Genomic DNA, 25,462 nt, shown 5'->3' with positions numbered 1-25,462 from the left:
CTGCTCAGGTCGGCCTCGTAGTAGCCGTAGCCGAACCAGTCGTAGCTGCTGTAGCTGGAGTCGTACACATAACCGTTCTCGTACCCCAGACCGTAATACGTGTAGGCATCAACGTAGTACGCGTACTGCCCGGACTCGCTGTCGTAATAGTTATAGACGCCGACCTGGCCGATCAGGGCATCACTATAGCCAGAATAGTTCGCCGTGACATAGTAGTAGCCATAATTACCAGTCTCGTTATAGCTGTACCAATACTCGCCGGCATAATACTCGCCACTGGCCGAATAGCCGTACCCGGAATAACTGTCCCCATTATTGTAATAATAGGTAAAGTAATAAAGATCACTCATAGGATTAACCACCTATTGCTTTTCACTTCACTGTAAACCGGCCTTCCAGGCCGGCGCCTAACAACCCTGTTGCGCGCAGTCCAAGGTGGTATGCACCCATGCTTTCCTAGCGCACGAAAAATCGTGGCAATATGCTACCCGGCCCCACTGAAGTCAAGGTCGCCAGCCTCTGCCGAAGCCCCCGTCCGACGGGCTTCCGAAGCGCCAGCCAGGGACGCCGCAAAAATCGACAAGCGCGCCCCAAGAGTGAGGGGGTAGCGCCCGACTTTGCATGTACCCCGGGCGATTCCCCGACATTGAAACTTCCGGACCGGATTCGCTCGACACTGTCTTTGTAAAGTTCCTCGTCGGATTACAGATTTCTCCTATTGACAGCGAAAAATGAAACACTTCGTCGATCTGACCAGAGCCGAACCACACCTTTTGAAATAACCCACTACTACTTAATAACAATACCAGCGCAGCTCCACCTGCACCTCGCTCGCCGGCGTGCTCAGCTGGCTGAATTGGCGCGTGGCAGACAAGCGCAGGCCGAGGTTGTCGCCGAGCTCGATCTGCTGGCTGAGTGTCAGGCTGCGGCGTACCTCGCCGTTGTGAAAGTAGTCGCCGCGCGCCTCCAGCAGCAGGTTGCCGCCGCGGTTGCGCCATAGCAGGCCGCCGTCGAAGCCGGCAGCCGGGCTGAGCCAGGCGGCGAAGTCGCGGTTGTGCTCCAGGCGCGCGGTGGCCAGGGCGAAGGCCAGCAGCTCGTCGCCGAGCTGCCAGGTGAAGCCGCCGCCGCCGTCGAGATGGCCGACCAGGCGCTCGTCATCCCCTACCCCCGGCACCCGCTCCAGGCCGCCGGCGAGCTGCCAGGACCAGGGCTTGAGCAGCGGCGTGCGCGGGGTCAGCGAGCGGATACCGGCCAAGTCGAGCCGCTGCAGCTGCCAGTGGTTGCCCTCGTACTGACGCAGCTTGAGCTGGGCGATCTCGATCTGCGCGCCGAGCGGAAAACCGTACAGATTGTCGGTGAGATCGTGGTAGGCCATGCGCAGGCCGTACTCGGCGAAGGCGCGCTGGTCGCGGCTGCCCACCCCGAACTGCAGGGTGCGCGAGTCGTGGCCGTCCTCGGGCAGACCGGGACGGGCGATATCCAGGCGTGGCGGCGGATTGTGGTTGATCGCCTGCAGCAGGCGGTAGCTGCGCGCCGCGCTGGCCGGATCGCGCTCGGCGCCGGCGACCTGGTAGCGCACCAGGCGGTAGGCGCCGTCCTGGATGAGTGCACGCCGTTCGGCCGGCAGGGCCTGGAAGTCGGCGGCCTGCAGTGGCGCGCTGTCCGCCGCCAGTTGCTGCACCCACAGCTGCTCGGCCGGCGCCAGCGGCGCGGCGCGGCTCAGCAGCTCGCGTTCGCGGGACGGCCGGTAGTCGATACGCTCGACCAGCTCGGCGCGCTTGACCGCGCGCACGGTGTCGGCCGGGATGGCGGTGAGGGGGAACTGTGCGGTCAGGCGCAGGCCCGGCCGGGCGATCTCCAGCAGCTCGAGCAGACGGTAGGAGCAGTTCTCGTCGAAGAAGAAGTAGTCGAAGCGGATCTGCCTGAGCTCCCAGACGTGCTCGAGCATGCGCCCGGTTTCCTCGGGCGTCAGGTTGAGGCGGTACTCCCACAGGTCGCGATTTTCCAGGCGGCTGTACTCGCCGATCTTCTCGCGGTAGGGCAACAGCGCGAACAGGCCGGGATAACCGCCCATCAGGCCCTTCCAGGCATAGAGGATACTGTTGTCCATGCCCTCGATGGTGGCGCCGAAGTTGAGCGCGTAGCTGAGCAGCGCGGTGCCGTTGGCGTCGCTGCCGGGCGGATCGATGCGCAGCAGGGTGTGGCCGAACATCGACGACGGGCTGTTCAGGTAGGCGGCCGGGAACACCAGCACGCTGGAGTGCGGATCGATGTCGGCGTACCAGGCGCGGAACTCCGGGCACTCGACCAGCGGCAGGTCGGCAAGCGCCAGGCGCTCGCGCAGCCAGCGGGTACGCGCCGGGTAGATACATTGCGGATGGCGGTCGCCCAGCGCCGGATCGCGATACAGCGCCTCCAGCGTAGCGCTCAGCTCGGCGGCCGGGTCCTCGGCGCCCTGCGCGGCGAGGAAGAAGTCGTCGTCGTCGACGTAGCTGCGCCAGCCGCCCAACTTGCCGCTCTCGTAGTGGCCGAGGGCGAGCCAGTAGGGATCGCCGGCCAGGGCGGCAAGACGGGAACTGTCGATGGGTTGAGCGGCCTGCAAGGCGGTGCAGGCGAGCGATAGCAGCAGCGGGAGCAGGCGTCGCAGCATGGAGAGTCAACGGCGGGCGAATACGACGATGCCCGCGGCAGCGGGCATCAGGGCAAAGGGCGGCCAGCGGCCGCCCGCGGGCTCAGGCCTTGTCGGCGTACTGGGCCAGACGTGCGTCGCCCTTGAGCACGTTCAGGGTGGCGGCGTGCACCTGCTCGGCGGTCACGTCGGCGGAGCTGAAGATTTCCGCGAAGTGCTCGTGGGTCACCGCGGCGAAGTGGGCGCGGTCCTCGGGCTTGACGCCGAGCACCACGGCATAGGTGGTCAGGGCTTCACCCTCGCCCTGGGCCATGTCCTCGGACAGTTCGGTCATGATGCCGCTCAGCACGATCAGCGACTTGCCGGCGTAGGTCAGGGTGCCTTTGGTGGAGCAGCCGTTGGTGCCGGAGGTCATGCCGAAGGTGGCGTTGCCCGAGGTGCCGTTGGTCAGCGAGGCGACCAGGTGCGACGGCAGGCCCTTCTGGCCTTCGAACAGCATGTTGCCCCAGCCGCAGCCCGGGCCGCCCGGGGCTTCGGCGAAAGCGTTGAGGGAGGCGACGGCGAACAGGGAACCCAGCAGAATCCGTTTCATGGTGTTTCTCTTCTCTGTGAATGAGCCGGCCGGCATCCGCGCCGACCTGGCGGGGGAGCTTTTTGTAATCTTCCCGTCATGTCAACGCGACGAACGGCGCGCTGTGCGGCACTTCGCGCTCAGAAGCGCAGGCCCAGCTCCAGACTCAACTGGTCGCGGTCGACCAGGGTGCTGTAGCGCCCTCCGCTGTAGTCGGTCCACGCCAGGCTGGCGGTCCAGGTATCGCGGTAGTCGGCGTCGACGCCCAGGGTCAGCGCCCGCCGCCCCTCGACGAACACCGCCTCGGGCGCCGGCGAGTGGCCGTCGACGTCGTGGGACCAGGCCAGACGCGGAGCCAGGCTGATGCCGGAGAAGCGCTGCGGATATTCCCAGCGCGCCTGCAGGCGGTAGCCCCAGGCGTCGCGCGTGGTGAAGCCGGCGTTCTCGCAGTGGCGGCCGCTGGCGCCCGCCGGCAGCGCGCAGCCGCCGGCCTGCGGGCCGGGACCGAACAGCGGGTCGCGACCTTGGCGGCCGTTCGCGGCGCCGACATGGATCCACGCCAGCTCGCCGGTCAGGGTCAGCGCCGGGGCGTCGAAGCGATGTTCGAGGCTGGTCTGCAACTGGCTGACCGCCTCGCGCCGCCAGGCGGGCTGCGGCGTGCCGGCGACCAGGCCGTCGGCGATCGACGGTTGCAGCGGCGCGTCCGGGCGGTGACTGAGTTCGCCGCGCCAGCGACTGCCGCCGGCCAGGGTGGTGGCGAAGCTCAGGCCGTACAGGCGGATGTCCTCGGGCCAGGCGAGGAAGTAGCTCCCGCCGCTCAGGCCGAGCAGCGGCAGACGGCTGTGGTAGTTGAGCGCATAGGCGGCGAGCTCGGTGTCCAGCGCTTCGGCGTGGTAGCGCAACGCCACGCCGAACTGGCCCTGGTCGCGGGCCTCGCGGTCGGCGCCGCGCACCAGCGGCGCGCCCAGGGGCTGCGCCAGACGGTTGCAGCCGTCGGCCAGGTAGTCCGCCTGGGCGGTGAAGCTGGCGCAGTCGTCCAGCGTGGTCGGCCGCCACTCCAGCTGATAGAAGGCCTCCAGGCTCAGCGCGTCGTCGAGCGCCTGCACGCCGTGCAGCAGGTTCACCGGAACGCGCCCCTCGCTGAGCGGCGCGTCGGGACGGCGCCAGATCGCCGCGTCGAACGGGTTGATGACATCCATACCGCCGGGGATCAGCACGCCCTCGCCCCAGTGCAGCAACTGACGGCCGAGACGCAGGCGGCCGGGCTGCCCGGCGAGCTGATGGTTATGCCAGACGAAGGCCTCCAGCCACTGCGCCCCGGCGGGCTGCGCCCCCGGCGCACGGCCCGGGCCGCCGGCCTCGGCGAACGGCCGCGCCTCGTCCTTCAATTCGAAGTCGTACCAGTAGCGGCCGCTGACGAACAGGCCGCTGTCGCCCGCCTTCAGCTCCAGGCCGTGCCAGCCGCTCAGGCGCTTGCTGAAGGTCTCGCCGCGCTTGAAGTTGAGACGGCCGTCGTCGCCGCTGGCCGCCGGCGCGCGGCCGCCGTTGGCGGCGCCGATGAGGTCGCGGTCGGCATCCTCGCCGGCCCAGCGCGCGCTCAGCGTCAGCTCGCTGTCGAGCTGGCCTTCCAGCGCGCCCAGGTTGAACGGCACCGCCGCGGCCGGCGCGGCCAGGCCGGCCGTCAGCGTGGCGGCCAGCAACGGGCGGATTCTGTTTATCGACGACACCTCGGCTCTCCGTGTAGGCGTGCGGATCGGCTGGCGGGCGTGCAGCCCGCTGCGCGGCATTATCCGACAACTGGCCGGCCGCGGGGTTTCGCCGCTGCCGGCCGACGGCTTGCGGCCGGCCCGCCAGGGTGTAGAGTCGCACCTAGTGCACCGCAGCAACCACGCCGAGAGCGCGAGGAGCCTCCCATGTCCGAGATCGTGATCGTCAGTGCCGCCCGCACCCCGATGGGCGGCTTCCAGGGCAGCCTGTCCGCCCTCAGCGCCCCGCAGCTGGGCGCCGCCGCCATCCGCGCCGCGGTCGAGCGCGCCGGCGTCCCTCCGGCCGAGGTCGACGAGGTGATCATGGGCTGCGTGCTGCCCGCCGCCCTCAAGCAGGGCCCGGCGCGCCAGGCCGCCCTGCAGGCCGGCCTGCCCGCCGCCACCGGCTGCACCACCATCAACAAGCTGTGCGGCTCGGGCATGAAGGCGCTGATGCTGGCCCACGACCTGCTCAAGGCCGGCAGCAACACCATCATGGTCGCCGGCGGCATGGAGAGCATGTCCAACGCGCCCTACGTGCTGGAGAAGGCGCGCGCCGGCCTGCGCATGGGCCACGCCGAGCTCAAGGACCACATGTTCCTCGACGGTCTGGAGGACGCCCGCACGGGCCGGCTGATGGGCTCCTTCGCCCAGGAGACCGCCGACCGCTACGGCCTCACCCGCGCGGAAATGGACGCCTATGCCATCGAGTCGCTGCGCCGTGCCCAAGCCGCCATCGCCAGCGGCGTGCTGGACGCCGAGATAGTCCCGGTGACGGTGACCACCCGCAAGGGCGAGGTGACGGTCAAGGACGACGAGCAGCCGCTGACCGCCAATCTGGAGAAGATCCCCACCCTCAAGCCGGCGTTCAGCAAGGACGGCACCATCACCGCGGCCAACTCCAGCTCGATCTCCGACGGCGCCTCGGCGCTGCTGCTGACCACCGCCGATGAGGCCAGGCGCCGCGGCCTCCGGCCGCTGGCCCGGATCCTCGGCCACGCCACGCAGAGTCAGGAGCCGGGCGAATTCACCACCGCTCCGGTCGGCGCCCTCGCCAGGCTGCTGGCCAAGACCGGCTGGAGCAAGGACGCGGTCGACCTGTTCGAGATCAACGAGGCCTTCGCCATGGTCACCATGCTGGCGATTCGCGAGCACGACCTCGACCCGGCCCGCGTCAACGTCTACGGCGGCGCCTGCGCCCAGGGTCACCCGATCGGCTCGACCGGCTCGCGGATCGTCGTCACCCTGCTCAACGCCCTGCGCCAGCGCGGCGGCCAGCGCGGCATCGCCACGCTGTGCATCGGCGGCGGCGAGGCCACGGCGGTGGCGGTGGAGCTGCTCTGAAGGGCTGGTGCGCACGGCGCACCCTGCCCGGCCGCAGAGGCCCGTAGGGTGCGCTGTGCGCACCGCCACTGTCTTATCCCACCTCGCTGAGCGCCAGGCGCACGCCGAGGGCAACCAGCACCGCGCCCATCACCCGGTCGAACCAGTGGCCCAGGCGGGCGAAGCCGGCGCGCACCCGAGACTGGCTGAACAGCAGCGCCACTGCGCAGAAGAACACCGCGGTGGCGCCGGCCAGGTAGAGGCCGTAGCCGGCCTGGATCAGCCGCGGGGTGTGCGGGTCGATCACCACGCTGAACAGCGACAGGAAGAACAGCGTGGCCTTGGGGTTCAGCGCGTTGGTCAGAAAGCCCGTGGCGAAGGCGCCGCGACCGCTGCGCGCGCTGCCGTCGGCCAGCGCCTCGAACGCCGCCGGATCGGCCGGCCGGGCACGCAGCGCGCGGAAGCCGATATACAGCAGGTAGGCCGCCGCCAGCCACTTGAGCAGGGAGAACAGCACCAGCGACTGCGAGACGATCAGGCCGATGCCGAGCAGCGAATAGGCGACGTGCAGGAAGATCGCGCAGCCGACGCCCAGGGCGGTGAAGATGCCGGCGCGCCGACCATGGCTGACGCTCTCGCGGATCACCACGGCGAAATCCGGGCCGGGGCTGGCCACGGCGAGCAGGTGGACGAGCGCCACGGTGAGAAATTCCGTCCAGTACATGCGGGGCTCCTTGGCAGGCTTGAAGGGGTGGGCGGGCTGCCCTCGCCCGGCCCTTTCCGCTAGGCTGCGCCGATAATAGCGCGCCTGTCGGTCGCGCCGCTCCCGCCCAAGGACCGTCCCATGACCCGAGCCGTATTCCTCGACCATCCCTCCCTCGACCTCGGCGACCTCGACCTCGCGCCGCTGCACGCGGTGTTCGACGAGCTGGTGCTGCACGCGCAGACCGCCCCCGAGCAGGTCGCCGAGCGTCTGGCCGGCGCGCAGGTGGCGATCAGCAACAAGGTCCGGCTGGACGCCGCCACCTTCGCCGCCTGCCCCGAACTCAAATTGGTGCTGATTGCCGCCACCGGCACCAACAACGTCGATCTGGTCGCCGCCCGCGCCCACGGCGTCACCGTGTGCAACTGCCAGGGCTACGGCACCCCGTCGGTGGCCCAGCACACCCTGATGCTGCTGCTCGCCCTGGCCACCCGCCTGCCCGACTACCAGGCTGCGGTGCGCGCCGGGCGCTGGCAGCGGGCCAGCCAATTCTGCCTGCTCGACTTCCCGATCGTTGAACTGGAGGGCAAGACGCTCGGCCTGCTCGGCCACGGCGAGTTGGGCGGTGCGGTGGCGCAATTGGCGCGCGCCTTCGGCATGCATGTGCTGCTCGGCCTGCTGCCGGGCCGTCCGGCGGCCGACGGCCGCCTGCCGCTCGCCGAGCTGCTGCCGCAGGTCGACGCCCTGACCCTGCACTGCCCGCTGACCACCGAGACACACAATCTGATCGGCGCCCGCGAGCTCGCCCTGATGAAGCCCGGCGCCTTCCTGGTCAACACCGCGCGCGGTGGCCTGGTCGACGAACAGGCGCTGGCCGACGCCCTGCGCGCCGGCCATCTCGGCGGCGCGGCCACCGACGTGCTCAGCGTCGAGCCGCCCCGCGACGACAACCCGCTGCTGGCGCCCGATGTGCCGCGCCTGATCGTCACTCCGCACAGCGCCTGGGGCAGTCGCGAGGCGCGCCAGCGCATCGTCGGCCAGCTGGCCGAAAACGCCGCGGCCTTCGCCGCCGGCAAACCGATGCGGGTGGTGTCCTGACGATGATTTCGTAGGGACGAATTCATTCGCCTGACGGGGCCGCGTCGGCGAATGAATTCGCCCCTACAGGAGCGGACTCGGCGCCAATGGTGTGCTCGTCTTGTAGGGGGGAAAATGCCCCAGGCATTTCCCGCCGTAGGTAATCGGCGGCGGATCGCTGCACAACCGGCCCCGTGGTGGACAAGATCTGCGGTCGTTGTCCACCCTACGCCGCTAAACGATTGCACCTTGCCATGGCGAATGAATTCGCCTCTGCAGGCGCGGGCCCTGCGCCAATGGTTTGCCAGCCGCCGGGCCTTTGCCTAAGCTGCCCGCCCTTTTGTTCCGGAGGTGTCCATGGATCCGCGTAGCGAAGTGCTGTTGCGTCAGGCCGAGCTGTTCGAAGGCGATGTGCTGCTCGCCGGCCTGCCGGCCGACGGCCTGCTCGGCGAACTGCCCGAGGCCCATGGCTGGAGCTGGCTGTGGGACGAGCACAGCGGCGTGGAAGCGCGCTATCCCGGACGCTGCCAATTCGGCACCGCCGCGCCGGCGCAGGCGTTCGCCGCCGCCGTGCTGTTTCTGCCCAAGTCGCGCGAGCTGACCGACTACCTGCTCGCCGCCCTGGCCGCGCGCCTGCCCGGCGCACCGCTGTACCTGGTCGGCGAGAAGCGCGGGGGCATAGAGCGCGCCGCCAAACAGCTGGAACCCTTCGGCCGGCCGCGCAAGCTGGACAGCGCGCGCCACTGCCAGCTGTGGCAGGTGACGGTGGACAACCCGCCCGCCGCGCCGGATCTCGACGCCCTCGCCCGCCGCTATCCGGTGGCCAGCGAAGATGGCGAACTGCAGGTGGTCAGCCTGCCCGGGGTGTTCAGCCACGGCCGCCTGGACGTCGGTTCGCGCCTGCTGCTGGAACACCTGGGCGACCTGCCGCAGGGCGAGATGCTCGACTTCGGCTGCGGCGCCGGGGTGCTGGGCGCCGCCCTGCAGCGCCGCTATCCGCACAGCGCGCTGCACCTGCTCGACGTCGATGCCTTCGCGGTGGCCAGCAGCCGCCTCACCCTGGCCGCCAATGGCCTGGCCGGCACAGTGCAGGCCGGCCGCGGCATCCAGGACGCGCCGGGCGGACTGGCCGCCATCGTCAGCAACCCGCCGTTCCATCAGGGCGTGCACACCGACTACCACGCCACCGAACAGCTGCTGCGCGAGGCCGCCGCCCATCTGCGCCCGGGCGGCGAGCTGCGCCTGGTGGCCAACAGCTTCCTCAAGTACGCGCCGCTGATCGAGAAGCACCTCGGCCCCTGCCGGGTGCTCGCCGAGCGCGACGGCTTCCGCATCTATTCGGCGCGCCGCGTCTGATCTTCCGTAGGGTGGACAACGGCGCAGCCTTGTCCACCACCCGGCAACGCAGTCCGTAGGCTGGAAAACTCGTGCAGCGACTTTCCGCCAGCTCCTGTTCCACCCCAACGCCAACGGTGAAAAAGACCTGCGGTCGTTTTCCACGGGGTGGCCATCCACCCTACGCCTTGCCTGCCTCATCCCGCTTGGGCACAATGCGCGCCGTCCTGAGGGAGTAGTCTGTCGCCGAGCGATTCGGCGGCGTGCGCGTCAACATACTTGGTCCGCAGACCATGGCGCGCACAACCCGCACCGGCCCCGCCGGCGCCGCGGTTTGACAAGACTCATGACACTCACGAGCCGACCCGGGGCGGGCAGGCTGTGCGTGTCATGTCTTTGTCGACCCGCCCCCTATGGATTATCCGATGGAAGCCCTGCAATCCCTGTTCGTCCCCACCGGCCTCGTGGCCCTCGCCGAAATCGGCGACAAGACCCAGCTGCTCGCCCTGCTTCTCGCCGCCCGGTTCCGCAAGCCCTGGCCGATCATCTGGGGCATCCTCGCCGCCACCATCGCCAACCATTTCGCCGCCGGCGCGCTGGGCAAGTGGGTCGCCTCGTTCTTCAGCGAAGCCACCCTGAGCTGGGTCCTCGCCGCCAGCTTCCTCGCCGTCGCCGCCTGGATGCTGGTGCCCGACCAGATCGACGAAGAAGACGAGGCCTCGCACTTCAAGCGCTACGGGCCGTTCCTCACCACCTTGATCGCCTTCTTCCTCGCCGAGATGGGCGACAAGACGCAGATCGCCACGGTGATGCTGGCCGCGCAGTACGAGTACTTCTGGCTGGTGGTGGCCGGCACCACCCTGGGGATGATGATCGCCAACGTGCCGGTGGTGCTGGCCGCGCACTTCTCCGCCGACAAGCTGCCGATGACGCTGATCCACCGCGTCTCCGCGCTGTGCTTCCTGGCCCTGGCCGGCTACGCGGCCTGGCACGCCGCCAAGCTCAGCGGCCTGGTCGGCTGACCGGCGCCTGATGCGGGATGGCGACCTGGTCATCCCGCGTCGACCCGCTCGCGTATTCCACCTCCGTCCGATAGCCGCTCACCGACAAACGGCTTACCCTGCCAGACAGTGGGGAAATAAAACGGAGTACAAGAATGTCCCGACTCGCCCGCGTTCCACTGTTCACCGCCTGGCGCCAGGCCCTGCTCGCCGGCTACGGCCGCCAGGCCCTGCGCGGCGACCTGCTCGCCGGCCTGACCGTCGGCATCATCGCCATCCCGCTGGCCATGGCGCTGGCCATCGCGGTCGGCGCGCCGCCGCAGCACGGCCTGTACACCGTGCTGATCGCCGCGCCCCTGATCGCCCTCACCGGCGGCTCGCGCTTCAATATTTCCGGTCCCACCGCCGCCTTCGTGGTGATCCTGCTGCCCATCGTCCAGCAGCACGGCCTGTCCGGGCTGCTGCTGTGCAGCATGCTCGCCGGACTGATCCTCATCGCCCTCGGCCTGCTCAAGGCCGGCCGGCTGATCGAGTTCGTGCCCTACCCGGTGACCCTCGGCTTCACCGCCGGCATCGGCATCGTCATCGCCGGCCTGCAGCTCAAGGACGTCCTCGGACTGACCGTGACCGCCAGCGCCGCGCACTTCCCCGAACAGATGTTCAACCTGCTGCGCGCCCTGCCGAGCGCGCATGCCGGCGATGCGCTGGTCGCCGCCTGCACCCTCGGCGTGCTGATCGCCTGGCCGCGCCTGGTCCCCCGGGTGCCGGGCCACCTCGCCGCGCTGGCGGTCGGCACCCTGCTCGCCCTGCTGCTGGAATTCGGAGGCCTGCCGGTCGCCACCCTCGGCGAGCGCTTCAGCTATCTGGCGGACGGCGTCGCCCATCCGGGCATCCCGCCCTACCTGCCGGGCTTCGCCCTGCCCTGGCAACTGCCGGACGCGGCGCCGCTGAGCCTCAACCTGATCCGCGAGCTGCTCGCCCCGGCGATGGCCATCGCCATGCTCGGCGCCATCGAATCGCTGCTCTGCGCGGTGGTCGCCGACGGCATGACCGGCAGCAAGCACGATCCCAATGGCGAGCTGATCGGCCAGGGCATCGGCAACCTGGTGGCGCCGCTGTTCGGCGGCATCACCGCCACCGCGGCCATCGCCCGCAGCGCCGCCAGCGTGCGCGCCGGCGCCTTTTCGCCGCTGGCGGCGATCGTCCACGCCGGCGTGGTGCTGGCCGCGATGCTGCTGCTCGCGCCGCTGTTCAGCTATCTGCCGATGGCCGCGCTGGCCGCGCTGCTGCTGATGGTGGCGTGGAACATGGCCGAGGCGCCGCACGTGGTCCACACCCTGCGCATCGCCCCGCGTAGCGACGTGCTGGTGCTGCTCACCTGCCTGGTGCTGACCGTGGCCTTCGACATGGTGCTGGCGGTGGGCGCCGGCCTGCTGCTGGCCGCCGGGCTGTTCATCCGCCAGATGAGCGCGCTGACCGACGCCGCGCCCTTGCCGCGCCACTTCCACCAGGCGCTCGGCGACCTGCCCGAGCATGTGGCGGCCTACGCGATCCGCGGGCCGCTGTTCTTCGGCGCGGCGGAGAAGGCGCTGAACACCCTGCGCCGCTTCACGCCGGGGGTGAAGGTGGTGATCGTCGATCTGAGCGCGGTGCCGCTCCTGGACATGACCGCCCTGGCGGCGCTGGACACCGTGCTGCGCGACTACCGCCACCACGGCGTGGGGCTGATCTTCAGCGGCACCAGCTCGCGGGTACGCCTGCAGCTGCGCCGCGCCGGCATCCACCGGCACAACCACCAGCTGGCCTACGTGCACGATCTGGAGCAGGCACGCGGCAAGGCGCTGCGCTGGCTGGAGGGGCGGGAAGAGCAGGCGGAGCCGGCGGTCGCCGGCTCCGTGTAGGGGGGTTAGGCCACAGGCCGTAACCCACCGACCAAGCCGCAGGCTTGGCATGGCCATGCGCGACCTGCGGTCGCGATGGCGGGTTACGCCGCGGCGCGGCTAACCCACCCTGCACAAGGTGATCACATGCCCTTGACCGCGAAGATCCCCGGCGCGTTGCGCCAGTAGCCCTTGTAGTCCATGCCGTAGCCGAAGATGTAGCGATCGACGCAGGGCAGGCCGACGTAGTCGGCGTTCATATCGGGGCGCGCCTTGCGGTCGTGTTCCTTGTCGATCAGCACCGCGGTATGCACCGCGCGCGCGCCGGCGTGCCGGCAGTAGTCGACGATGGCGGCCAGGGTGTGGCCCTCGTCGAAGATGTCGTCGACGATCAGCACGTCGCGGTCGATCAGCGACACCTCCGGCTTGGCCTTCCAGAACAGCTCGCCGCCGCTGGTTTCGCCGCGGTAGCGGGTGGCGTGCAGGTAGGACAGCTCGAGCGGGAAGTCGAGCTGCGGCAGCAGCTTGCCGGCGAAGATCAGCCCGCCGTTCATCACACAGAACACCAGCGGGTTGCGCTCGCCCAGGTCGCGGTTGATCGCTGCGGCCATGCGCGCGATGGCGGCGTCCAGCTCCTCGGCGGTGTACAGGCGGTCGGCTTCCGCCATCACCTGGCGGATATGGGCGAGATCGACGGACATGGCAGGTCTCCCGGTGAGTGGGCCCGGTGCGGGCCGGCAAGGGGGCGAAAGGTACTGGCCCGCCGGCCATCCGGCAACCCTCGGCGGGCGGCCGCGGCGCGGCCCTCGGCCGCCCGTGGCGGATGCTTTACTCTATGCCACCTCGCCCCGTTTCGTCGGAGACTCCCCAGCCATGCCCGTGCACGAGATTCGCCATCCGCTGATCCGCCACAAGCTCGGCCTGATGCGCCGCGCCGACATCAGTACGAAGAATTTCCGCGAACTGGCCCAGGAACTGGGCGCCCTGCTGACCTACGAGGCCACCCAGGACCTGCCGCTGGAGGACGAGACCATCGAGGGCTGGTGCGGCGCGGTCAAGGTCGAGCGCATCGCCGGCAAGAAGATCACCGTGGTGCCGATCCTGCGCGCCGGCATCGGCATGCTCGACGGCGTGCTCAGCCTGATCCCCGGCGCCAAGGTCAGCGTGGTAGGCCTGGCGCGCGACGAGGAAACCCTCGAGGCGCAGACCTACCTGGAGAAGCTGGTGCCGGGGATCGAGCAGCGCCTGGCGATGATCGTCGACCCGATGCTGGCCACCGGCGGCTCGCTGATCGCCACCATCGAGATGCTCAAGCGCGCCGGCTGCAAGGAGATCCGCGCCCTGGTGCTGGTCGCCGCCCCGGAGGGCATCGCCGCGGTGACCGCCGCCCACCCGGAAGTGCGCGTCTACACCGCGTCGATCGACGAGCGCCTCAACGAGCACGGCTACATCCTCCCCGGGCTGGGCGATGCCGGCGACAAGATCTTCGGCACCCGCCAGAAGGACGCCTGAGTCGCCCCGCGGCGCTGCGGCTGCACACCCGGTTACACTGCCGTGGCCACGGAGGGTTGAGCACACGACGGCACCTCCGTGATACTGCGCGGCCATCAGCCTCACCCGGAGCGCCTGCAAACCCTGGCAGACGCGCCCGAGCCGTGGCCGTCGTCAAGCCACCCCGCCCATGAGGGACAGCCATTGTCCGAGCACGCCGCCAAACCGAAGTTGAAAGCGAGCGACCTGCTCTGGACAGTGATCGGCCTCGGCGCGGTGGTGCTGTCCTGCTTCCTGCTCTATCACGAGTTGCACAACGTCTCGCTCGACGAAGTGGCCGACAGCCTGCAGGCCATCCCGCGACAGAACTGGCTGCTGGCCATCGGCGCGACCCTGGGCGCCTACTTCGCCCTGGCCTGGTACGACCACATCGCCCTCGCCCACCTGGGCAGGCACGTCCCCTGGCGCTTCATCACCCTGTGCTCCTTCACTACCTACGCCCTGGCCCACAACATCGGCGCCTCGGTGTTTTCCGGCGCGGTGGTGCGCTATCGGGCCTATCGCAGCAAGGGACTCACCCCCTACGAAATCGGCGTGCTGATCGTCTTCTGCTCCTTCACCTTCGGCCTCGGCACCCTGCTGACCAGCGGTTGCGTGCTGATCCTGCGTCCTTCCCTGCCCCAGCAGCTGCTCAACGTGCCGCCGGCCGTTTCGGTCGCCATCGGCGTGCTGCTGCTGTTGCTGATCGGCCTCTACGTGCTCGGCTCCTGGCGCCACTTCAAACCCTGGAAGCTGGGCAAGCTGCACGTCGAGTATCCGCGCCTGGCCATCGTCACTCGCCAGCTGCTGGCCGGCCCGCTGGAGCTGCTCTGCGCCGCGGCGATCATCTACTTCGCCCTGCCGGCCGCGCACAATCCCGGCTATCTGGTGGTGCTCGGCGCGTTCCTCGCCTCCTTCTCGCTGGCCCTGCTGTCCCACGCCCCGGGCGGGCTGGGCGTGCTGGAGGTGACCTTCATTTCCGTGCTGCCGGATATCCCCAACGTCGATGTGCTCGCCGCGCTGATCGTGTTTCGCACCCTGTACCTGCTGCTGCCGTTCGCCCTGTCGCTGCTGGTGGTGCTGGGCTTCGAATGGAACCAGTGGTACCGCAAGCGCGGCACCGGCGGCGACGCGCAGCCGACCCCGCCGGAGCGGCGCGACTGACCGGCCGGACGCCTGGCGGCTGCCTCCGCCAGGCGCCGCCGCGCCCCCGCCGCCGGGGGGCCGGATGCATTATCATGTTCTGGCCTGCGGCTCCGGACCTTCGCCGGGCATCGCCGCCTGACAGCCGAGGCCATCGATGGACAAGACGCGCAGTACGCCCGATACCCCAAGCCCCGCTCACAAGCCGCGTCCGCTGGTCGACCTGGCGGTGAGCATCCTGCTGCCCTCGCTGGTGCTGATGAAGCTGAGCGGCCCCGAGCGCCTCGGCGCCGACGGCGCGCTGCTGCTCGCCCTGGCCTTCCCGCTGGGCTGGGGGCTGTTCGAGCTGCTGCGCTACCGCAAGTTCAACTTCATCGCCCTGCTCGGCCTGGCCAGCGTGCTGCTCACCGGCGGCATCGGCTTGCTGCAGCTGGACAGCCGCTGGCTGGCGGTCAAGGAAGCGACCATTCCGGGCATCATCGGTCTGGCCGTACTGTTCTCCACCCGCACCAGCAAGCCGCTGATCCACAGCCTGCTGTACAACCCGAGCGTGCTCGACGTGGAGCGCATCCAGCAGCAGCTGGCAGCGCGCGGGCAGAGCGCCGTCTTCGAGCGGCGCCTGCTCAAGGCCACCTACTGGCTGAGCGGCACCTTCTTCTTCTCGGCGGCGATGAACTACGTCCTCGCCCGCTGGCTGGTCACCAGCCCGGCCGGCAGCGAGGCGTTCAACGCCGAGCTGGCGCACATGAATCTGCTCAGCTATCCGATGATCGCCATCCCCTCGATGCTGATGATGCTGGCGATCTTCTACTACCTGTGGCGCACCATCCACGACCTCACCGGGCTGAGCCTGGAGGAGATCGTCGCCCCCCACCATCGCGACAAGCACTGAGGGTCTGGCGGCGGCAACGCAGCCTGCGCCCTGCGCCTTGGCGATGACTCGCTGCCACCCCGTCTGACGACCCGTGGCAGATCGTGGGCAGGAAGTGAAAGTGACGGAGCGGCAACAATTCGCCGCCGCTCTCGCATAGAATGCGCGGCCGTTTTTTCCGGAGCCGCTCCCCATGACCCTCGCCTCGCCCGCCCGCGCCTGCGGCATCGACTTCGGCACCTCCAACTCCACGGTCGGCTGGCTGCGCCCGGGCGCCGGCAACCTGATCGCCCTCGAGGACGGCAAGGACACCCTGCCCTCGGTGCTGTTCTTCAACTTCGAGGAACAGCGCCCGGCCTTCGGTCGACAGGCGCTCGGCGAATACCTGGACGGCTACGAGGGACGGCTGATGCGCTCGCTGAAAAGCCTGCTTGGCTCGCCGCTCTTAGGCAGCGCCACCACCGTGCTGGGCAGCGCGCTGCCGTTCACCCAGATCCTCGGCCTGTTCCTCGGCGAGCTGAAGAAGCGCGCCGAGGCGCACGCCGGCCGCGAGTTCGCCCAGGCGGTGCTCGGCCGCCCGGTGTTCTTCGTCGACGACGACCCGGCCGCCGACCGCGACGCCGCCGACACCCTGGTGCAGGTGGCCCGCGAGCTGGGCTTCGCGGAGGTATCGTTCCAGTACGAGCCGATCGCCGCCGCCTTCGACTACGAGGCGGACATCGACCGCGAGGAGCTGGTGCTGATCGTCGATATCGGCGGCGGCACCTCGGACTTCTCGCTGGTGCGCCTGTCGCCGGAGCGCCGCGCCCTGGCCGAGCGCCAGGACGACATCCTCGCCACCGGCGGCGTGCACATCGGCGGCACCGACTTCGACCGCCTGCTCAGCCTGGCCGGGGTGATGCCGCTGTTCGGCTACGGCAGCCGGATGAAGAGCGACGCACTGATGCCGACCAGCCACCACATCAACCTGGCCACCTGGCACACCATCAACGCGGTCTATGCGCAGAAGGCGCGGCTCGCCCTGGAAAGCATGCGCTACGACATCCAGGACCCGACCGGCATCGACCGCCTGCTGAAGCTGATCGAGCAGCGCGCCGGCCACTGGCTGGCGATCGAGGTCGAGGACAGCAAGATCGCCCTCACCGAGCAGGACAGCCGGCGCATCGACTTCGGCCGCATCGAGGCCGGCCTCGCCGCCGAGCTGAGCCGCCCCCTGTTCGAGGAAGCCATCGCCAGTTCGCTGGCGCGGATCAACGCCAGCATCGAGCGTCTGTTGCAGGATGCCGGGGTGAACGGCGCCGCGGTCGATACCCTGTTCTTCACCGGCGGCTCCAGCGGCATCCCGGCGCTGCGCGCCAGCGTCGCCGCGCTGCTGCCCAACGCCCGCCAGGTGGAAGGCAACCGCTTCGGCGGCATCGGCAGCGGCCTGGCCATCGAGGCGCAGCGCCGTTACGGCTGAACAGCGCCGAGCCGCTGGGCGCGGGACAGGAAACCCACTAGAATTGTGACGCTCTTCACAGATCGAGCCGACCGCAACGGCCGGCCCGATCTGCGCGGGTGGGTACGGCGCATGCCACGCAACGCACGGGGCCGGCGGCTGTTCAGGGACAGGAACTCTTCGTACAGGGCACAGGCTGCATGGCGATCACCGAAAACAACCTCCTGCGCCTGCAGCTGTTCGGCATGCTGGCGCTGGTGTTCGTGCTGACCCTGGCCCTCGGCGGCTACCTGACCGTGCAACAGGCGCGCAGCTTCCGCGCCGACAGCGCCGCCCTCGAGGCCGAAGCGCTCGCCGAGCAGGCCGCGCTGCTGCAGTCCTCGCTGACCACCCTGCACGACCAACTCGACCTGCTGCGCGACAGCACCGAACAGGTGCTGCGCCAGAAGATCCGCGAACGGGTCGACGATGCCGTGCAGAGCGCCGAAGCCATCTACCGCAACGAGCACGGCCGCCGCCCGGACAGCGAGATCCGCCGGCTGATCGTGGAAAGCCTGCGCCCGCTGCGCTTCTTCGCCGGCAACGGCTACTTCTTCATCGACGACCTGGCCGGCAACGGCGTGCTGCTGCCGATCAGCCCCGAGCGCGAGGGCGGCTCGCTGCTCGACAACCGCGACGCCGACGGCCGCTACATCATGCGCGACCTGCTGGCGGCGGTGGACAATCCGGAGCGGCGCGGCTACACCCGCTACCGCTGGTATCGCCCGGGCGACGACCGCGAGATGGCGGAGAAGATCGCCTACGCGCGGGTGTTCGAGCCGTTCGGCTGGCTGATCGGCACCGGCGAATACCTGCAGAGCGTCGAGCAGGAGCTGCAGCGCAAGGCCCTGCGCCAGCTGCGCGCCACGCGTATCGGACGCAACGGCTACATCGCGGTGATCCACCGCGACGGCCGGGTGCTGCTGTCGCCGAGCAACCCGGCGGCCGAAGGCCGGCACGTCGACGAGCTGCCGGCCGCGGAGCAGAAGGTGATCCGCACCATCCTGGCGACCAGCCAGCATGGCGGCGGCCTGACCCGTTACCGGTGGCGCGGCCTCGCCGGCCAGACGCCCGGCGACAAGCTGTCGCTGGTCAGCAACCTCGACGAGTGGGGCTGGATCCTGGTCAGCGGCGTATACCTCGACGATCTGCAGGGGCACCTGGCGCAGCGCCAGCGCGAGCTGGAGCAGAGCCTGCACGACGGCTTCAAAACCACCGCCCTGGCCCTGACGCTGGTGATGCTGCTCGCCCTGGGCCTGGCCGTCGGCCTGTCGGGCTGGCTGGGGCGGCGCTTCGCCCGCTACCAGCGCGACATCGACGCCGGCCACGAGCACCTGCGCCGCTGGGCCGAGTCCGACCCGCTGACCCAGCTGCCCAATCGCGCCAGCCTGCGCGCCCGCCTCGACGAGGCGATCGTGCGCGCCGAGCGCGACGACCTGCACTTCGCCCTGCTGTTCATCGACCTCGACCGCTTCAAGAACATCAACGACTCGCTCGGCCACGCCGTCGGCGACGAGCTGCTGATCCAGGTGGCGCAGCGGCTGACCGCCACCCTGCGCGCCAGCGACACGGTGAGCCGCCTGGGCGGCGACGAGTTCGTCGTGCTGCTGGAGAACCTCGCCCAGAACAGCCAGGCCGCCCAGGTGGCCAACGCCCTGCTGCAGGCCAGTTGCGGCCTGTACGGCGTCGCCGGCCACGAGCTGGCGATCACCATGAGCATCGGCATCGCCATGTTCCCGGCCCACGGCCAGGACGGCGAAACCCTGCTGAAGAATGCCGACGCGGCCATGTACCACGCCAAGTCGACCGGCCGGAACAACTTCCAGTTCTTCGCTGCGGCGATGAACACCCGGGTCAGCGAGCACCTGGAGCTGGAAAACCGCCTGCGCCAGGCGCAGGCGCGCGGCGAGCTGAGCCTGCACTACCAGCCGCTGGTCGACCTGGCCAGCGGCGAGCTGAGCGGCTGCGAGGCACTCCTGCGCTGGCACAACCCGACGCTCGGCCAGGTGCCGCCGGACAAGTTCATCCCGATCGCCGAGGACAGCGGGCTGATTCTCGGCCTCGGCGAATGGGCGCTCGGCGAGGCCTGCCGCCAGGTCGCGGCCTGGCGGGCCGAAGGGCTGCCGGCGCTGCCGGTGGCGGTGAACGTGTCGGCCGTGCAGTTCCGCCACGGCGATCTGGCCGAGCGGGTCGAGCGCGCCCTGCAGCGCAACGGCCTGCCGCCGCACCTGCTGGAGCTTGAGCTGACCGAGAGCGTGCTGGCGGAGAACCTCACCCAGGTCGGACGCACCCTGCAGAGCCTCAAGCGCCTGGGCGTGCGCCTGGCGATGGACGACTTCGGCACCGGCTACTCGTCGCTGAGCTACCTGCGCCACTTCAAGCTCGATGCGCTGAAGATCGACCGCTCGTTCGTCAGCGGTCTGCCGCAGGTTCAGGATGCGACGGCGCTGACCACCGCCATCATCGGCATGGCCCACGCGCTGGGCATGACCTGCGTCGCCGAGGGCATCGAGACCGCCGCGCAGCGCGAGTTCCTCCGCCAGCAGGGCTGCGACCGCGGCCAGGGCTACTTCTTCTCGCGGCCGCTGCCGGCCGCGGCGATGACCGCGCTGCTGGCGCGCGGCGCCGGCGACGCGCCGGCCGCCGGGCTGGCGCCGCTCAGTACTTGATGAAGTGCTCGCGGTAGTGACGCAGCTCGGCGATCGAGTCGCGGATGTCGTCCAGCGCCAGGTGGCTGCTCTGCTTCCTGAACGCGTCGCGCACGTGCGGCGCCCAGCGGGCGGCCAGCTCCTTGAGGGTGGAAACGTCGATGTTGCGGTAGTGGAAGAAGGCTTCCAGGCGGGGCATGTAGCGGTTGAGGAAGCGGCGGTCCTGGCCGATGCTGTTGCCGCACATCGGCGACATCCCGGCCGGCACCCACTGGGCGAGGAACTCGAGGGTCAGGCGCTCGGCCTCGGCCTCGGAAAGGCGGCTGTCGCGCACCCGCTGGGTCAGCCCGCTCTTGCCGTGCTGCTCGATGCACCAGGGGTTCATGTTGGCCAGCACCTCGTCGCTCTGGTGGATCACCAGGGTCGGGCCCTCGGCCAGCACGTTGAGCTGGGCGTCGGTGACGATGGTCGCCATTTCGATGATGACGTCGGTCTGCGGCTCCAGGCCGGTCATTTCCAGGTCGATCCAGATCAGGTTCTGCGGGTTCTGCATGGCGGGAGTCCTCGTTTGCTCCGCGCATTCTAGCAGGCCGCCGCGGGCCGCCGGCGGCGCTCGTCCTGCAGGGTCGCCGGCGCGTGCTAGACTCGCCGCCGAATTCACCCACGGAAACATCATGGCCAAACGCCAACTGACCCGCCGGCAGAGCTGGCGTATCGAGAAGATCCAGGAAGAGCGCGCCGCCCGCGCCGCCAAGCGCGAGTCGCGCGCCATCGACGAGCTGGAAGGCGGCGATCTCGGCCCGGAGCAGAACGGCCTGGTGATCGCCCACTTCGGCGTGCAGGTCGAGGTCGAGGCGCTCGACGACGAACTGGCCGGCCAGGTGTTCCGCTGCCACCTGCGCGCCAACCTGCCGACGCTGGTGACCGGCGACCGCGTGGTGTGGCGCGCCGGCAACCAGGGCATCGGCGTGATCGTCGCGCAGCTGCCGCGCAGCTCCGAGCTGTGCCGCCCGGACATGCGCGGCGTGCTCAAGCCGGTGGCGGCCAACGTCGACCAGATCGTCATCGTCTTCGCCCCGCTGCCCGAGCCGCACGCCAACCTGATCGACCGCTACCTGATCGCCGCCGACCACGCCGGCATCCGCCCGCTGCTGCTGATGAACAAGGCCGACCTGGTCGACGAGGGCAACGCAGCGAAACTCGACGCCCTGCTCGACGTGTACCGGGCTCTCGACTATCCGCTGCTGGAGGTCTCCGCCCACAACGGCAATGCCATGGACGAGCTGCGCGCCGCCCTCGACGGCCGGGTCAGCGTGTTCGTCGGCCAGTCCGGGGTGGGCAAGTCGTCGCTGGTCAACGCCCTGCTGCCCGGCGTCGACCTGCGCGTCGGCGCGCTGTCCGAGCTGACCGGCAAGGGCACCCACACCACCACCACCGCGCGCCTGTTCCACTTCCCCGGCGGCGGCGAACTGATCGACTCGCCCGGCATCCGCGAGTTCAGCCTCGGCCACGTCACCCGCGCCGACGTCGAGGACGGCTTCGTCGAGTTCCGCGACCTGCTCGGCCGCTGCCGCTTCCGCGACTGCCAGCACGATCGCGAACCCGGCTGCGCGCTGCTGCAGGCCCTGGAGGAGGGACGCATCCATCCGCAGCGGCTGGCCAGCTACCGGCACATCCTCGCCTCGCTGCCCAAGACCGAGTACTGAGTCCCGCGCCCGCCGGGTGGGCAGGCAGCGCCTTGTCCACCCGGCGGCACATTTCAGTACACTCCACCGCAACCCCCTGTCCACCGGAGCACGCCATGTCCGCCTTTTCCGACCTGCCGCTGGTGATCGAGCCCAGCGATCTGGCCAGCCGCCTCGGCGCGCCGGAGCTGATCCTGGTCGATCTGACCAGCGCCGCCCGTTACGCCGAGGGCCACATCCCCGGCGCGCGGCATGTCGACAGCAAGCGCACCCAGCTCGGCCAGCCGCCGGCGCCCGGCCTGCTGCCGGTATGGGACGACTTCCAGGCGCTGCTCGGCGAGCTGGGCCATCGCCCCGAGGCCGTGTACGTGCTGTACGACGACGAGGGCGGCCCCTGGGCCGGGCGCTTCGGCTGGCTGCTCGACCTGATCGGCCACCGCGCCTGGCACCACCTCGACGGCGGCCTCTCCGCCTGGCTGGCCGAAGGCCGCGAGCTGTCCACCACGGTGCCGGCGCCGGTCGGCGGCCCGGTCGCGGCGCAGCCGTGCGCCGACGTGCTGGCCACCCGCGAGTACCTGCTCGAACATCTCGGCGACCCGCAGGTGCTGATCTGGGACGCCCGCTCGCCGGAGGAGTACCGCGGCGAGAAGATACTGGCGGCCAGGGGCGGCCACATCCCCGGCGCGGTCAACCTGCAATGGACCGACTGCCAGGATCGCCAGCGCGCCCTGCGCCTGCGCGAGGACCTGGCCGAGCTGCTCGCCGCGCGCGGCATCACGCCGGACAAGCAAATCGTCACCCACTGCCAGACCCACCGCCGCTCCGGCTTCACCTACCTGGCGATGCGCGCGCTGGGCTACCCGAACATCAAGGCCTATGCCGGTTCCTGGTCGGAATGGGGCAACCATCCCGATACGCCGGTGGAAATCTAAGGACTCACCATGACGCTGAAAGACCGCCTGTTCCTCCTCGGCCAGCACCTGCTGCCGCACCACCTGCTGTCGCGGCTGATCGGCGTGGCCGCCGAATGCCGCGCCGAGTGGTTCAAGAACCCGCTGATCAGCTGGTTCGTGCGCCGCTACCAGGTCGACATGAGCGAGGCCGAGATCGGCAACCCGCACGCCTACGAGCACTTCAACGCGTTCTTCACCCGCGCCCTGCGCGAGGGCGCGCGGCCGCTGGACACCACCCCCGGCGCGATCCTCAGCCCGGCCGACGGCGCGATCAGCCAGCTCGGTCCCATCGAGCACGGTCGCATCTTCCAGGCCAAGGGCCACAGCTTCAGCGTGCTCGAGCTGCTCGGCGGCGACGCCCAGATGGCGGCGCCCTTCATGGGCGGCCAGTTCGCCACCGTCTACCTGTCGCCCAAGGACTACCACCGCGTGCACATGCCGCTGGCCGGAACCTTGAAAGAGATGGTTTACGTGCCGGGCAAGCTGTACTCGGTCAATGGCTTCACCGCCGAGAACGTGCCCGAGCTGTTCGCTCGCAACGAGCGGGTGGTCTGCCTGTTCGACACCGAGCGCGGGCCGATGGCGGTGGTGCTGGTCGGCGCGATGATCGTCGCCAGCGTCGAGACCGTGTGGGCCGGCCTGGTCACCCCGCCCAAGCGCGCGCTCAAGCACTTCCGCTACGGCGCGGCGGCGCAGGAGCCGATCCACCTGGACAAGGGCGCCGAACTCGGCCGCTTCAAGCTCGGTTCCACCGCCATCGTGCTGTTCGGTCCCGAGCAGATGCGCTGGGCCGACGGCCTGGTCGCCGGCAGCCCGCTGCGCATGGGCCAGCAGCTGGGCCTGTCGCTGGGCTGAGGGTTGGGGGCGCGCTCGGACGCCCCCTCCGGAACCACGGCGGCGTGTCGCAGGTCACAAGCGCTACAGGCTTTTCCGGTAGACTGGGATGCTTGTATCGGGTCGCCGTTCGCAGCGACCGCGCCAGGGTTGGCATGCCTTTCCCCCGAGACCAGAGCGAGGCCCCATGGACCTGCACGCCGCCTTCGACCTGCTGCACGTCACTCCACCGGACCTGCCGACCCTGTCCTTCGCCGCAGCGCAACCGGCTGCGCTGCGCCGCTGGCTCGACGAGCTGCCCAAGGCCAACCTCGGCGAGACCGCCCGGCGCCTGTACCTCGCCCTGCAGGAGCTCAACCGCCTGCAGACCGCCCCGGCCAAGCGCCTGCAGCTGCTCGAGCTGATCCAGCCGGAACTGGATTTCGCCTGCACCCAGCTGGAGCGGCAACTGCGCAGCCCGGTGGTGATCCTCGATGCGCGGCGCCAGCAGATCGCCGCCCTCTGGCACACCCTCCAGCAACAGCTGGCCCGCGCCGCCAAACTGGCCGCCAGCGAAGCCCTGCGCCTGCCCGCCGGCGACGAGCAGCGCATGCTCGTCGCCCGCGCGCTGCGCCTGGCGATGCAGGCGCTGTATCAGCTGCTGTGTCAGCATCACCTGCTGTACACCCCACCCAGCCAGGGCTTCTGGCTGGAGCTGCACCAGCTGTACCGCCTGGCCGACAGCCAGCAGCTCACCCGCCTGGTGCTGCCGAGCGGTACCGTGCCGACGCCGGGCATCGAGCAGAGCTATCTGGCCTGCCTGCTGCTCGCCTGCGCGCGGACCAATCAGCTGCGCCCGCACGCCATTCTGCTGCTCAACGAGGCGCTGCCGGCCTGGAGCCGCCTGGCCCGCCTGCAACCGGCCGCCGAGCCCGGCAGCCTGTTCGCCTACGCCCCCGCCACCGACAGCCCGCCGCGCTACGCCCAGCTGCTGCAGGACGAGGCGCCGGAGCAGTTGCTCGGCCTCAGCCTGCAGGCCTTGGTCGGCGTGCTGCAGGAATACCTGGGCCTCGATCCCGCCCAACGCCCGCGCAGCCGGCTGGCGATCCCCGAGGGCCTCGACGACGACCTGCTGCGCCATCTGTGCGGCGCCTGGAGCGCGCCGAGCGAACGCAGCTTCCGGCGCATCCCCGGCAGCGGCAGCATCGATGTCTGCCTCGGCATCAGCGCCCTGCACTACCACATCGCCGGCCAGCGGCGCTTCGCCGACTTCCTGCAGCTGCGCGAGGACCAGGTCAGCGCCGACTTCCAGCGCCATCACCGCGAACGCGACCCCTGGGCCAAGGCCTTCGACGCCGCGCGCAACGAAGACCTGCTGCGCCGCCCGCACCGACGCATCGACTATGCGCCCGGCAAGGGCGCCGCCCCCACCCCCGCGCCCGCGGCCGCGCCCGAACGCGAGGAGTATCCGCGCCATACTCTTCAGGTGATCAACCACAGCCCCGGCGGTTACTGCCTCGGCTGGGATGGCAGCGCGCCCGAGCAGCTGCAGACCGGCGACCTGGTCGGCCTGCAGCACCCCGGCGAGAACAGCTGGCACATCGCGCTGATCCGCTGGATCCGCCAGCCGCGCGGCAGCGGCCTGCAGCTGGGCATCGAACTGCTCGCCCCGCGTGCGCAACCCTGCAGCCTGCGCACCGTGCAGGCCAACGGCAAGCCCGGCCAGCATCTGCGCAGCCTGCTGATCGGGGCTATTCCGGCCCTGGGCCGACCGCCCATGCTGATCGCGCCGCACCTGCCGTTCCAGCAGGGCCAGCGGGTTCTGCTCCATATCGACGGTCGGGACCAGCGCATTCTGCTGACCCGCCGCCAGGTGCTGAGCGGCAGCTTCAATCAATTCGAGTACCGCGCCCTGGAGTCTGCCGAAACGCCCAAGCGGAAATCGTTCACAGCTTTGAGCCTGGTCGACGACACGGCAGCGGAAGGTTTTGACTCACTTTGGCACTCCTTGTAAATTTTCGTCACTTTCCCCATTTCCGCGTCGTGAGCGCCCCTCTGGCGCCGGTTCCAGGCCGTCC

The 25,462-nt window shown here is 69.8% G+C and carries 21 protein-coding genes and 1 riboswitch; of the genes, 14 read left to right on the top strand and 7 right to left on the bottom strand.

Going from position 1 to position 25,462, the window contains the following annotated elements:
* The 4 genes from LMJ29_RS15080 to LMJ29_RS15065 all read right to left on the bottom strand — a co-directional run.
* A partial coding sequence (locus LMJ29_RS15080; RefSeq protein WP_229606335.1) for a hypothetical protein occupies positions 1 to 350 on the bottom strand: 350 nt, incomplete at its 3' end.
* A gap of 443 nt (positions 351 to 793) precedes the next feature.
* Positions 794 to 2,650, bottom strand: a complete 1,857-nt coding sequence (locus tag LMJ29_RS15075) for an Lnb N-terminal periplasmic domain-containing protein (protein ID WP_229606334.1) — start codon at positions 2,648 to 2,650, stop codon at positions 794 to 796.
* An 82-nt stretch (positions 2,651 to 2,732) separates the two neighbouring features.
* Positions 2,733 to 3,221 (bottom strand): DUF3015 domain-containing protein, encoded by a 489-nt coding sequence (locus LMJ29_RS15070; RefSeq protein WP_229606333.1) that lies wholly within the window; start codon positions 3,219 to 3,221, stop codon positions 2,733 to 2,735.
* 119 nt (positions 3,222 to 3,340) lie between these two features.
* Positions 3,341 to 4,927 carry a DUF1302 domain-containing protein gene (locus LMJ29_RS15065; RefSeq protein WP_229606332.1) on the bottom strand — a complete coding sequence of 529 codons (1,587 nt, stop codon included), beginning with the start codon at positions 4,925 to 4,927 and terminating at the stop codon, positions 3,341 to 3,343.
* Between the two features lie 186 nt (positions 4,928 to 5,113).
* On the opposite strand from LMJ29_RS15065, the gene LMJ29_RS15060 reads away from it, so the two are divergent.
* Positions 5,114 to 6,289 carry an acetyl-CoA C-acyltransferase gene (locus LMJ29_RS15060; RefSeq protein WP_229606331.1) on the top strand — a complete coding sequence of 392 codons (1,176 nt, stop codon included), beginning with the start codon at positions 5,114 to 5,116 and terminating at the stop codon, positions 6,287 to 6,289.
* A gap of 73 nt (positions 6,290 to 6,362) precedes the next feature.
* Here the strand turns inward: LMJ29_RS15060 and LMJ29_RS15055 are convergent, their stop codons facing one another.
* Positions 6,363 to 6,992 carry a LysE family translocator gene (locus LMJ29_RS15055; protein ID WP_229606330.1) on the bottom strand — a complete coding sequence of 210 codons (630 nt, stop codon included), beginning with the start codon at positions 6,990 to 6,992 and terminating at the stop codon, positions 6,363 to 6,365.
* Between the two features lie 120 nt (positions 6,993 to 7,112).
* Between LMJ29_RS15055 and LMJ29_RS15050 the strand changes: the two genes are divergently transcribed.
* From LMJ29_RS15050 to dauA, 4 genes are all read left to right on the top strand, one after another.
* Entirely contained in the window at positions 7,113 to 8,069 is a 957-nt protein-coding gene (locus LMJ29_RS15050; protein WP_229606329.1) for a 2-hydroxyacid dehydrogenase, read from the top strand.
* A 336-nt stretch (positions 8,070 to 8,405) separates the two neighbouring features.
* Complete coding sequence (locus LMJ29_RS15045; RefSeq protein WP_229606328.1) at positions 8,406 to 9,404, top strand: class I SAM-dependent methyltransferase; 999 nt, start codon at positions 8,406 to 8,408, stop codon at positions 9,402 to 9,404.
* Between the two features lie 205 nt (positions 9,405 to 9,609).
* Positions 9,610 to 9,717: riboswitch (yybP-ykoY riboswitch) on the top strand.
* A 100-nt stretch (positions 9,718 to 9,817) separates the two neighbouring features.
* Positions 9,818 to 10,405, top strand: coding sequence for a TMEM165/GDT1 family protein (locus LMJ29_RS15040; protein WP_229606342.1), 588 nt, complete (start codon positions 9,818 to 9,820; stop codon positions 10,403 to 10,405).
* 134 nt (positions 10,406 to 10,539) lie between these two features.
* Positions 10,540 to 12,285, top strand: coding sequence for a C4-dicarboxylic acid transporter DauA (gene dauA, locus LMJ29_RS15035; protein ID WP_229606327.1), 1,746 nt, complete (start codon positions 10,540 to 10,542; stop codon positions 12,283 to 12,285).
* Between the two features lie 122 nt (positions 12,286 to 12,407).
* Here dauA and LMJ29_RS15030 read toward each other — a convergent pair whose 3' ends face one another.
* Positions 12,408 to 12,965 carry a hypoxanthine-guanine phosphoribosyltransferase gene (locus LMJ29_RS15030; RefSeq protein WP_229606326.1) on the bottom strand — a complete coding sequence of 186 codons (558 nt, stop codon included), beginning with the start codon at positions 12,963 to 12,965 and terminating at the stop codon, positions 12,408 to 12,410.
* A gap of 172 nt (positions 12,966 to 13,137) precedes the next feature.
* Between LMJ29_RS15030 and upp the strand changes: the two genes are divergently transcribed.
* From upp to LMJ29_RS15005, 5 genes are all read left to right on the top strand, one after another.
* Positions 13,138 to 13,776, top strand: a complete 639-nt coding sequence (gene upp / locus LMJ29_RS15025; RefSeq protein ID WP_229606325.1) for a uracil phosphoribosyltransferase — start codon at positions 13,138 to 13,140, stop codon at positions 13,774 to 13,776.
* Between the two features lie 183 nt (positions 13,777 to 13,959).
* Positions 13,960 to 14,958: a lysylphosphatidylglycerol synthase transmembrane domain-containing protein gene (locus LMJ29_RS15020; protein ID WP_229606324.1), complete on the top strand. Its 999-nt coding sequence runs from the start codon at positions 13,960 to 13,962 to the stop codon at positions 14,956 to 14,958.
* A gap of 136 nt (positions 14,959 to 15,094) precedes the next feature.
* The gene (locus tag LMJ29_RS15015; RefSeq protein ID WP_229606323.1) at positions 15,095 to 15,829 is read left to right on the top strand and encodes a VC0807 family protein; all 735 of its coding nucleotides are present in this window, start codon (positions 15,095 to 15,097) and stop codon (positions 15,827 to 15,829) included.
* 172 nt (positions 15,830 to 16,001) lie between these two features.
* Entirely contained in the window at positions 16,002 to 17,267 is a 1,266-nt protein-coding gene (locus LMJ29_RS15010) for an Hsp70 family protein (RefSeq protein ID WP_229606322.1), read from the top strand.
* Between the two features lie 179 nt (positions 17,268 to 17,446).
* Entirely contained in the window at positions 17,447 to 19,954 is a 2,508-nt protein-coding gene (locus LMJ29_RS15005) for an EAL domain-containing protein (protein ID WP_229606321.1), read from the top strand.
* Here the strand turns inward: LMJ29_RS15005 and orn are convergent.
* Entirely contained in the window at positions 19,944 to 20,486 is a 543-nt protein-coding gene (gene orn, locus LMJ29_RS15000; protein ID WP_229606320.1) for an oligoribonuclease, read from the bottom strand. The two genes, LMJ29_RS15005 and orn, sit on opposite strands and share 11 nt — an antisense overlap.
* Positions 20,487 to 20,607: 121 nt before the next feature.
* On the opposite strand from orn, the gene rsgA reads away from it, so the two are divergent.
* The 4 genes from rsgA to LMJ29_RS14980 all read left to right on the top strand — a co-directional run bounded on the left by rsgA (position 20,608) and on the right by LMJ29_RS14980 (position 25,398).
* Positions 20,608 to 21,639 carry a small ribosomal subunit biogenesis GTPase RsgA gene (gene rsgA, locus LMJ29_RS14995; RefSeq protein WP_229606319.1) on the top strand — a complete coding sequence of 344 codons (1,032 nt, stop codon included), beginning with the start codon at positions 20,608 to 20,610 and terminating at the stop codon, positions 21,637 to 21,639.
* A 95-nt stretch (positions 21,640 to 21,734) separates the two neighbouring features.
* Complete coding sequence (locus LMJ29_RS14990) at positions 21,735 to 22,550, top strand: rhodanese-like domain-containing protein (RefSeq protein ID WP_229606318.1); 816 nt, start codon at positions 21,735 to 21,737, stop codon at positions 22,548 to 22,550.
* 9 nt (positions 22,551 to 22,559) lie between these two features.
* Positions 22,560 to 23,426: an archaetidylserine decarboxylase gene (gene asd / locus LMJ29_RS14985; protein ID WP_229606317.1), complete on the top strand. Its 867-nt coding sequence runs from the start codon at positions 22,560 to 22,562 to the stop codon at positions 23,424 to 23,426.
* A gap of 166 nt (positions 23,427 to 23,592) precedes the next feature.
* Positions 23,593 to 25,398 carry a molecular chaperone gene (locus LMJ29_RS14980; protein WP_229606316.1) on the top strand — a complete coding sequence of 602 codons (1,806 nt, stop codon included), beginning with the start codon at positions 23,593 to 23,595 and terminating at the stop codon, positions 25,396 to 25,398.
* Positions 25,399 to 25,462: the final 64 nt, after the last annotated feature.

It is taken from the genome of Pseudomonas oryzagri (assembly GCF_020831405.1).
GTDB classification, from domain to species: domain Bacteria; phylum Pseudomonadota; class Gammaproteobacteria; order Pseudomonadales; family Pseudomonadaceae; genus Geopseudomonas; species Geopseudomonas oryzagri.
Note: the sequence above shows the minus strand (reverse complement) of the source record. Positions and strands in the feature narration are given on the sequence as shown.

What these genes read in the sequence shown, in the direction of transcription:
- LMJ29_RS15075 (WP_229606334.1), bottom strand. Translation starts at nt 2,650, where the DNA reads ATGCTGCGACGCCTGCTCCCGCTGCTGCTATCGCTCGCCTGCACCGCC.
- LMJ29_RS15070 (WP_229606333.1), bottom strand. Translation starts at nt 3,221, where the DNA reads ATGAAACGGATTCTGCTGGGTTCCCTGTTCGCCGTCGCCTCCCTCAAC.
- LMJ29_RS15060 (WP_229606331.1), top strand. Translation starts at nt 5,114, where the DNA reads ATGTCCGAGATCGTGATCGTCAGTGCCGCCCGCACCCCGATGGGCGGC.
- LMJ29_RS15055 (WP_229606330.1), bottom strand. Translation starts at nt 6,992, where the DNA reads ATGTACTGGACGGAATTTCTCACCGTGGCGCTCGTCCACCTGCTCGCC.
- LMJ29_RS15050 (WP_229606329.1), top strand. Translation starts at nt 7,113, where the DNA reads ATGACCCGAGCCGTATTCCTCGACCATCCCTCCCTCGACCTCGGCGAC.
- LMJ29_RS15045 (WP_229606328.1), top strand. Translation starts at nt 8,406, where the DNA reads ATGGATCCGCGTAGCGAAGTGCTGTTGCGTCAGGCCGAGCTGTTCGAA.
- dauA (WP_229606327.1), top strand. Translation starts at nt 10,540, where the DNA reads ATGTCCCGACTCGCCCGCGTTCCACTGTTCACCGCCTGGCGCCAGGCC.
- LMJ29_RS15030 (WP_229606326.1), bottom strand. Translation starts at nt 12,965, where the DNA reads ATGTCCGTCGATCTCGCCCATATCCGCCAGGTGATGGCGGAAGCCGAC.
- upp (WP_229606325.1), top strand. Translation starts at nt 13,138, where the DNA reads ATGCCCGTGCACGAGATTCGCCATCCGCTGATCCGCCACAAGCTCGGC.
- LMJ29_RS15015 (WP_229606323.1), top strand. Translation starts at nt 15,095, where the DNA reads ATGGACAAGACGCGCAGTACGCCCGATACCCCAAGCCCCGCTCACAAG.
- LMJ29_RS15010 (WP_229606322.1), top strand. Translation starts at nt 16,002, where the DNA reads ATGACCCTCGCCTCGCCCGCCCGCGCCTGCGGCATCGACTTCGGCACC.
- LMJ29_RS15005 (WP_229606321.1), top strand. Translation starts at nt 17,447, where the DNA reads ATGGCGATCACCGAAAACAACCTCCTGCGCCTGCAGCTGTTCGGCATG.
- orn (WP_229606320.1), bottom strand. Translation starts at nt 20,486, where the DNA reads ATGCAGAACCCGCAGAACCTGATCTGGATCGACCTGGAAATGACCGGC.
- rsgA (WP_229606319.1), top strand. Translation starts at nt 20,608, where the DNA reads ATGGCCAAACGCCAACTGACCCGCCGGCAGAGCTGGCGTATCGAGAAG.
- LMJ29_RS14990 (WP_229606318.1), top strand. Translation starts at nt 21,735, where the DNA reads ATGTCCGCCTTTTCCGACCTGCCGCTGGTGATCGAGCCCAGCGATCTG.
- asd (WP_229606317.1), top strand. Translation starts at nt 22,560, where the DNA reads ATGACGCTGAAAGACCGCCTGTTCCTCCTCGGCCAGCACCTGCTGCCG.
- LMJ29_RS14980 (WP_229606316.1), top strand. Translation starts at nt 23,593, where the DNA reads ATGGACCTGCACGCCGCCTTCGACCTGCTGCACGTCACTCCACCGGAC.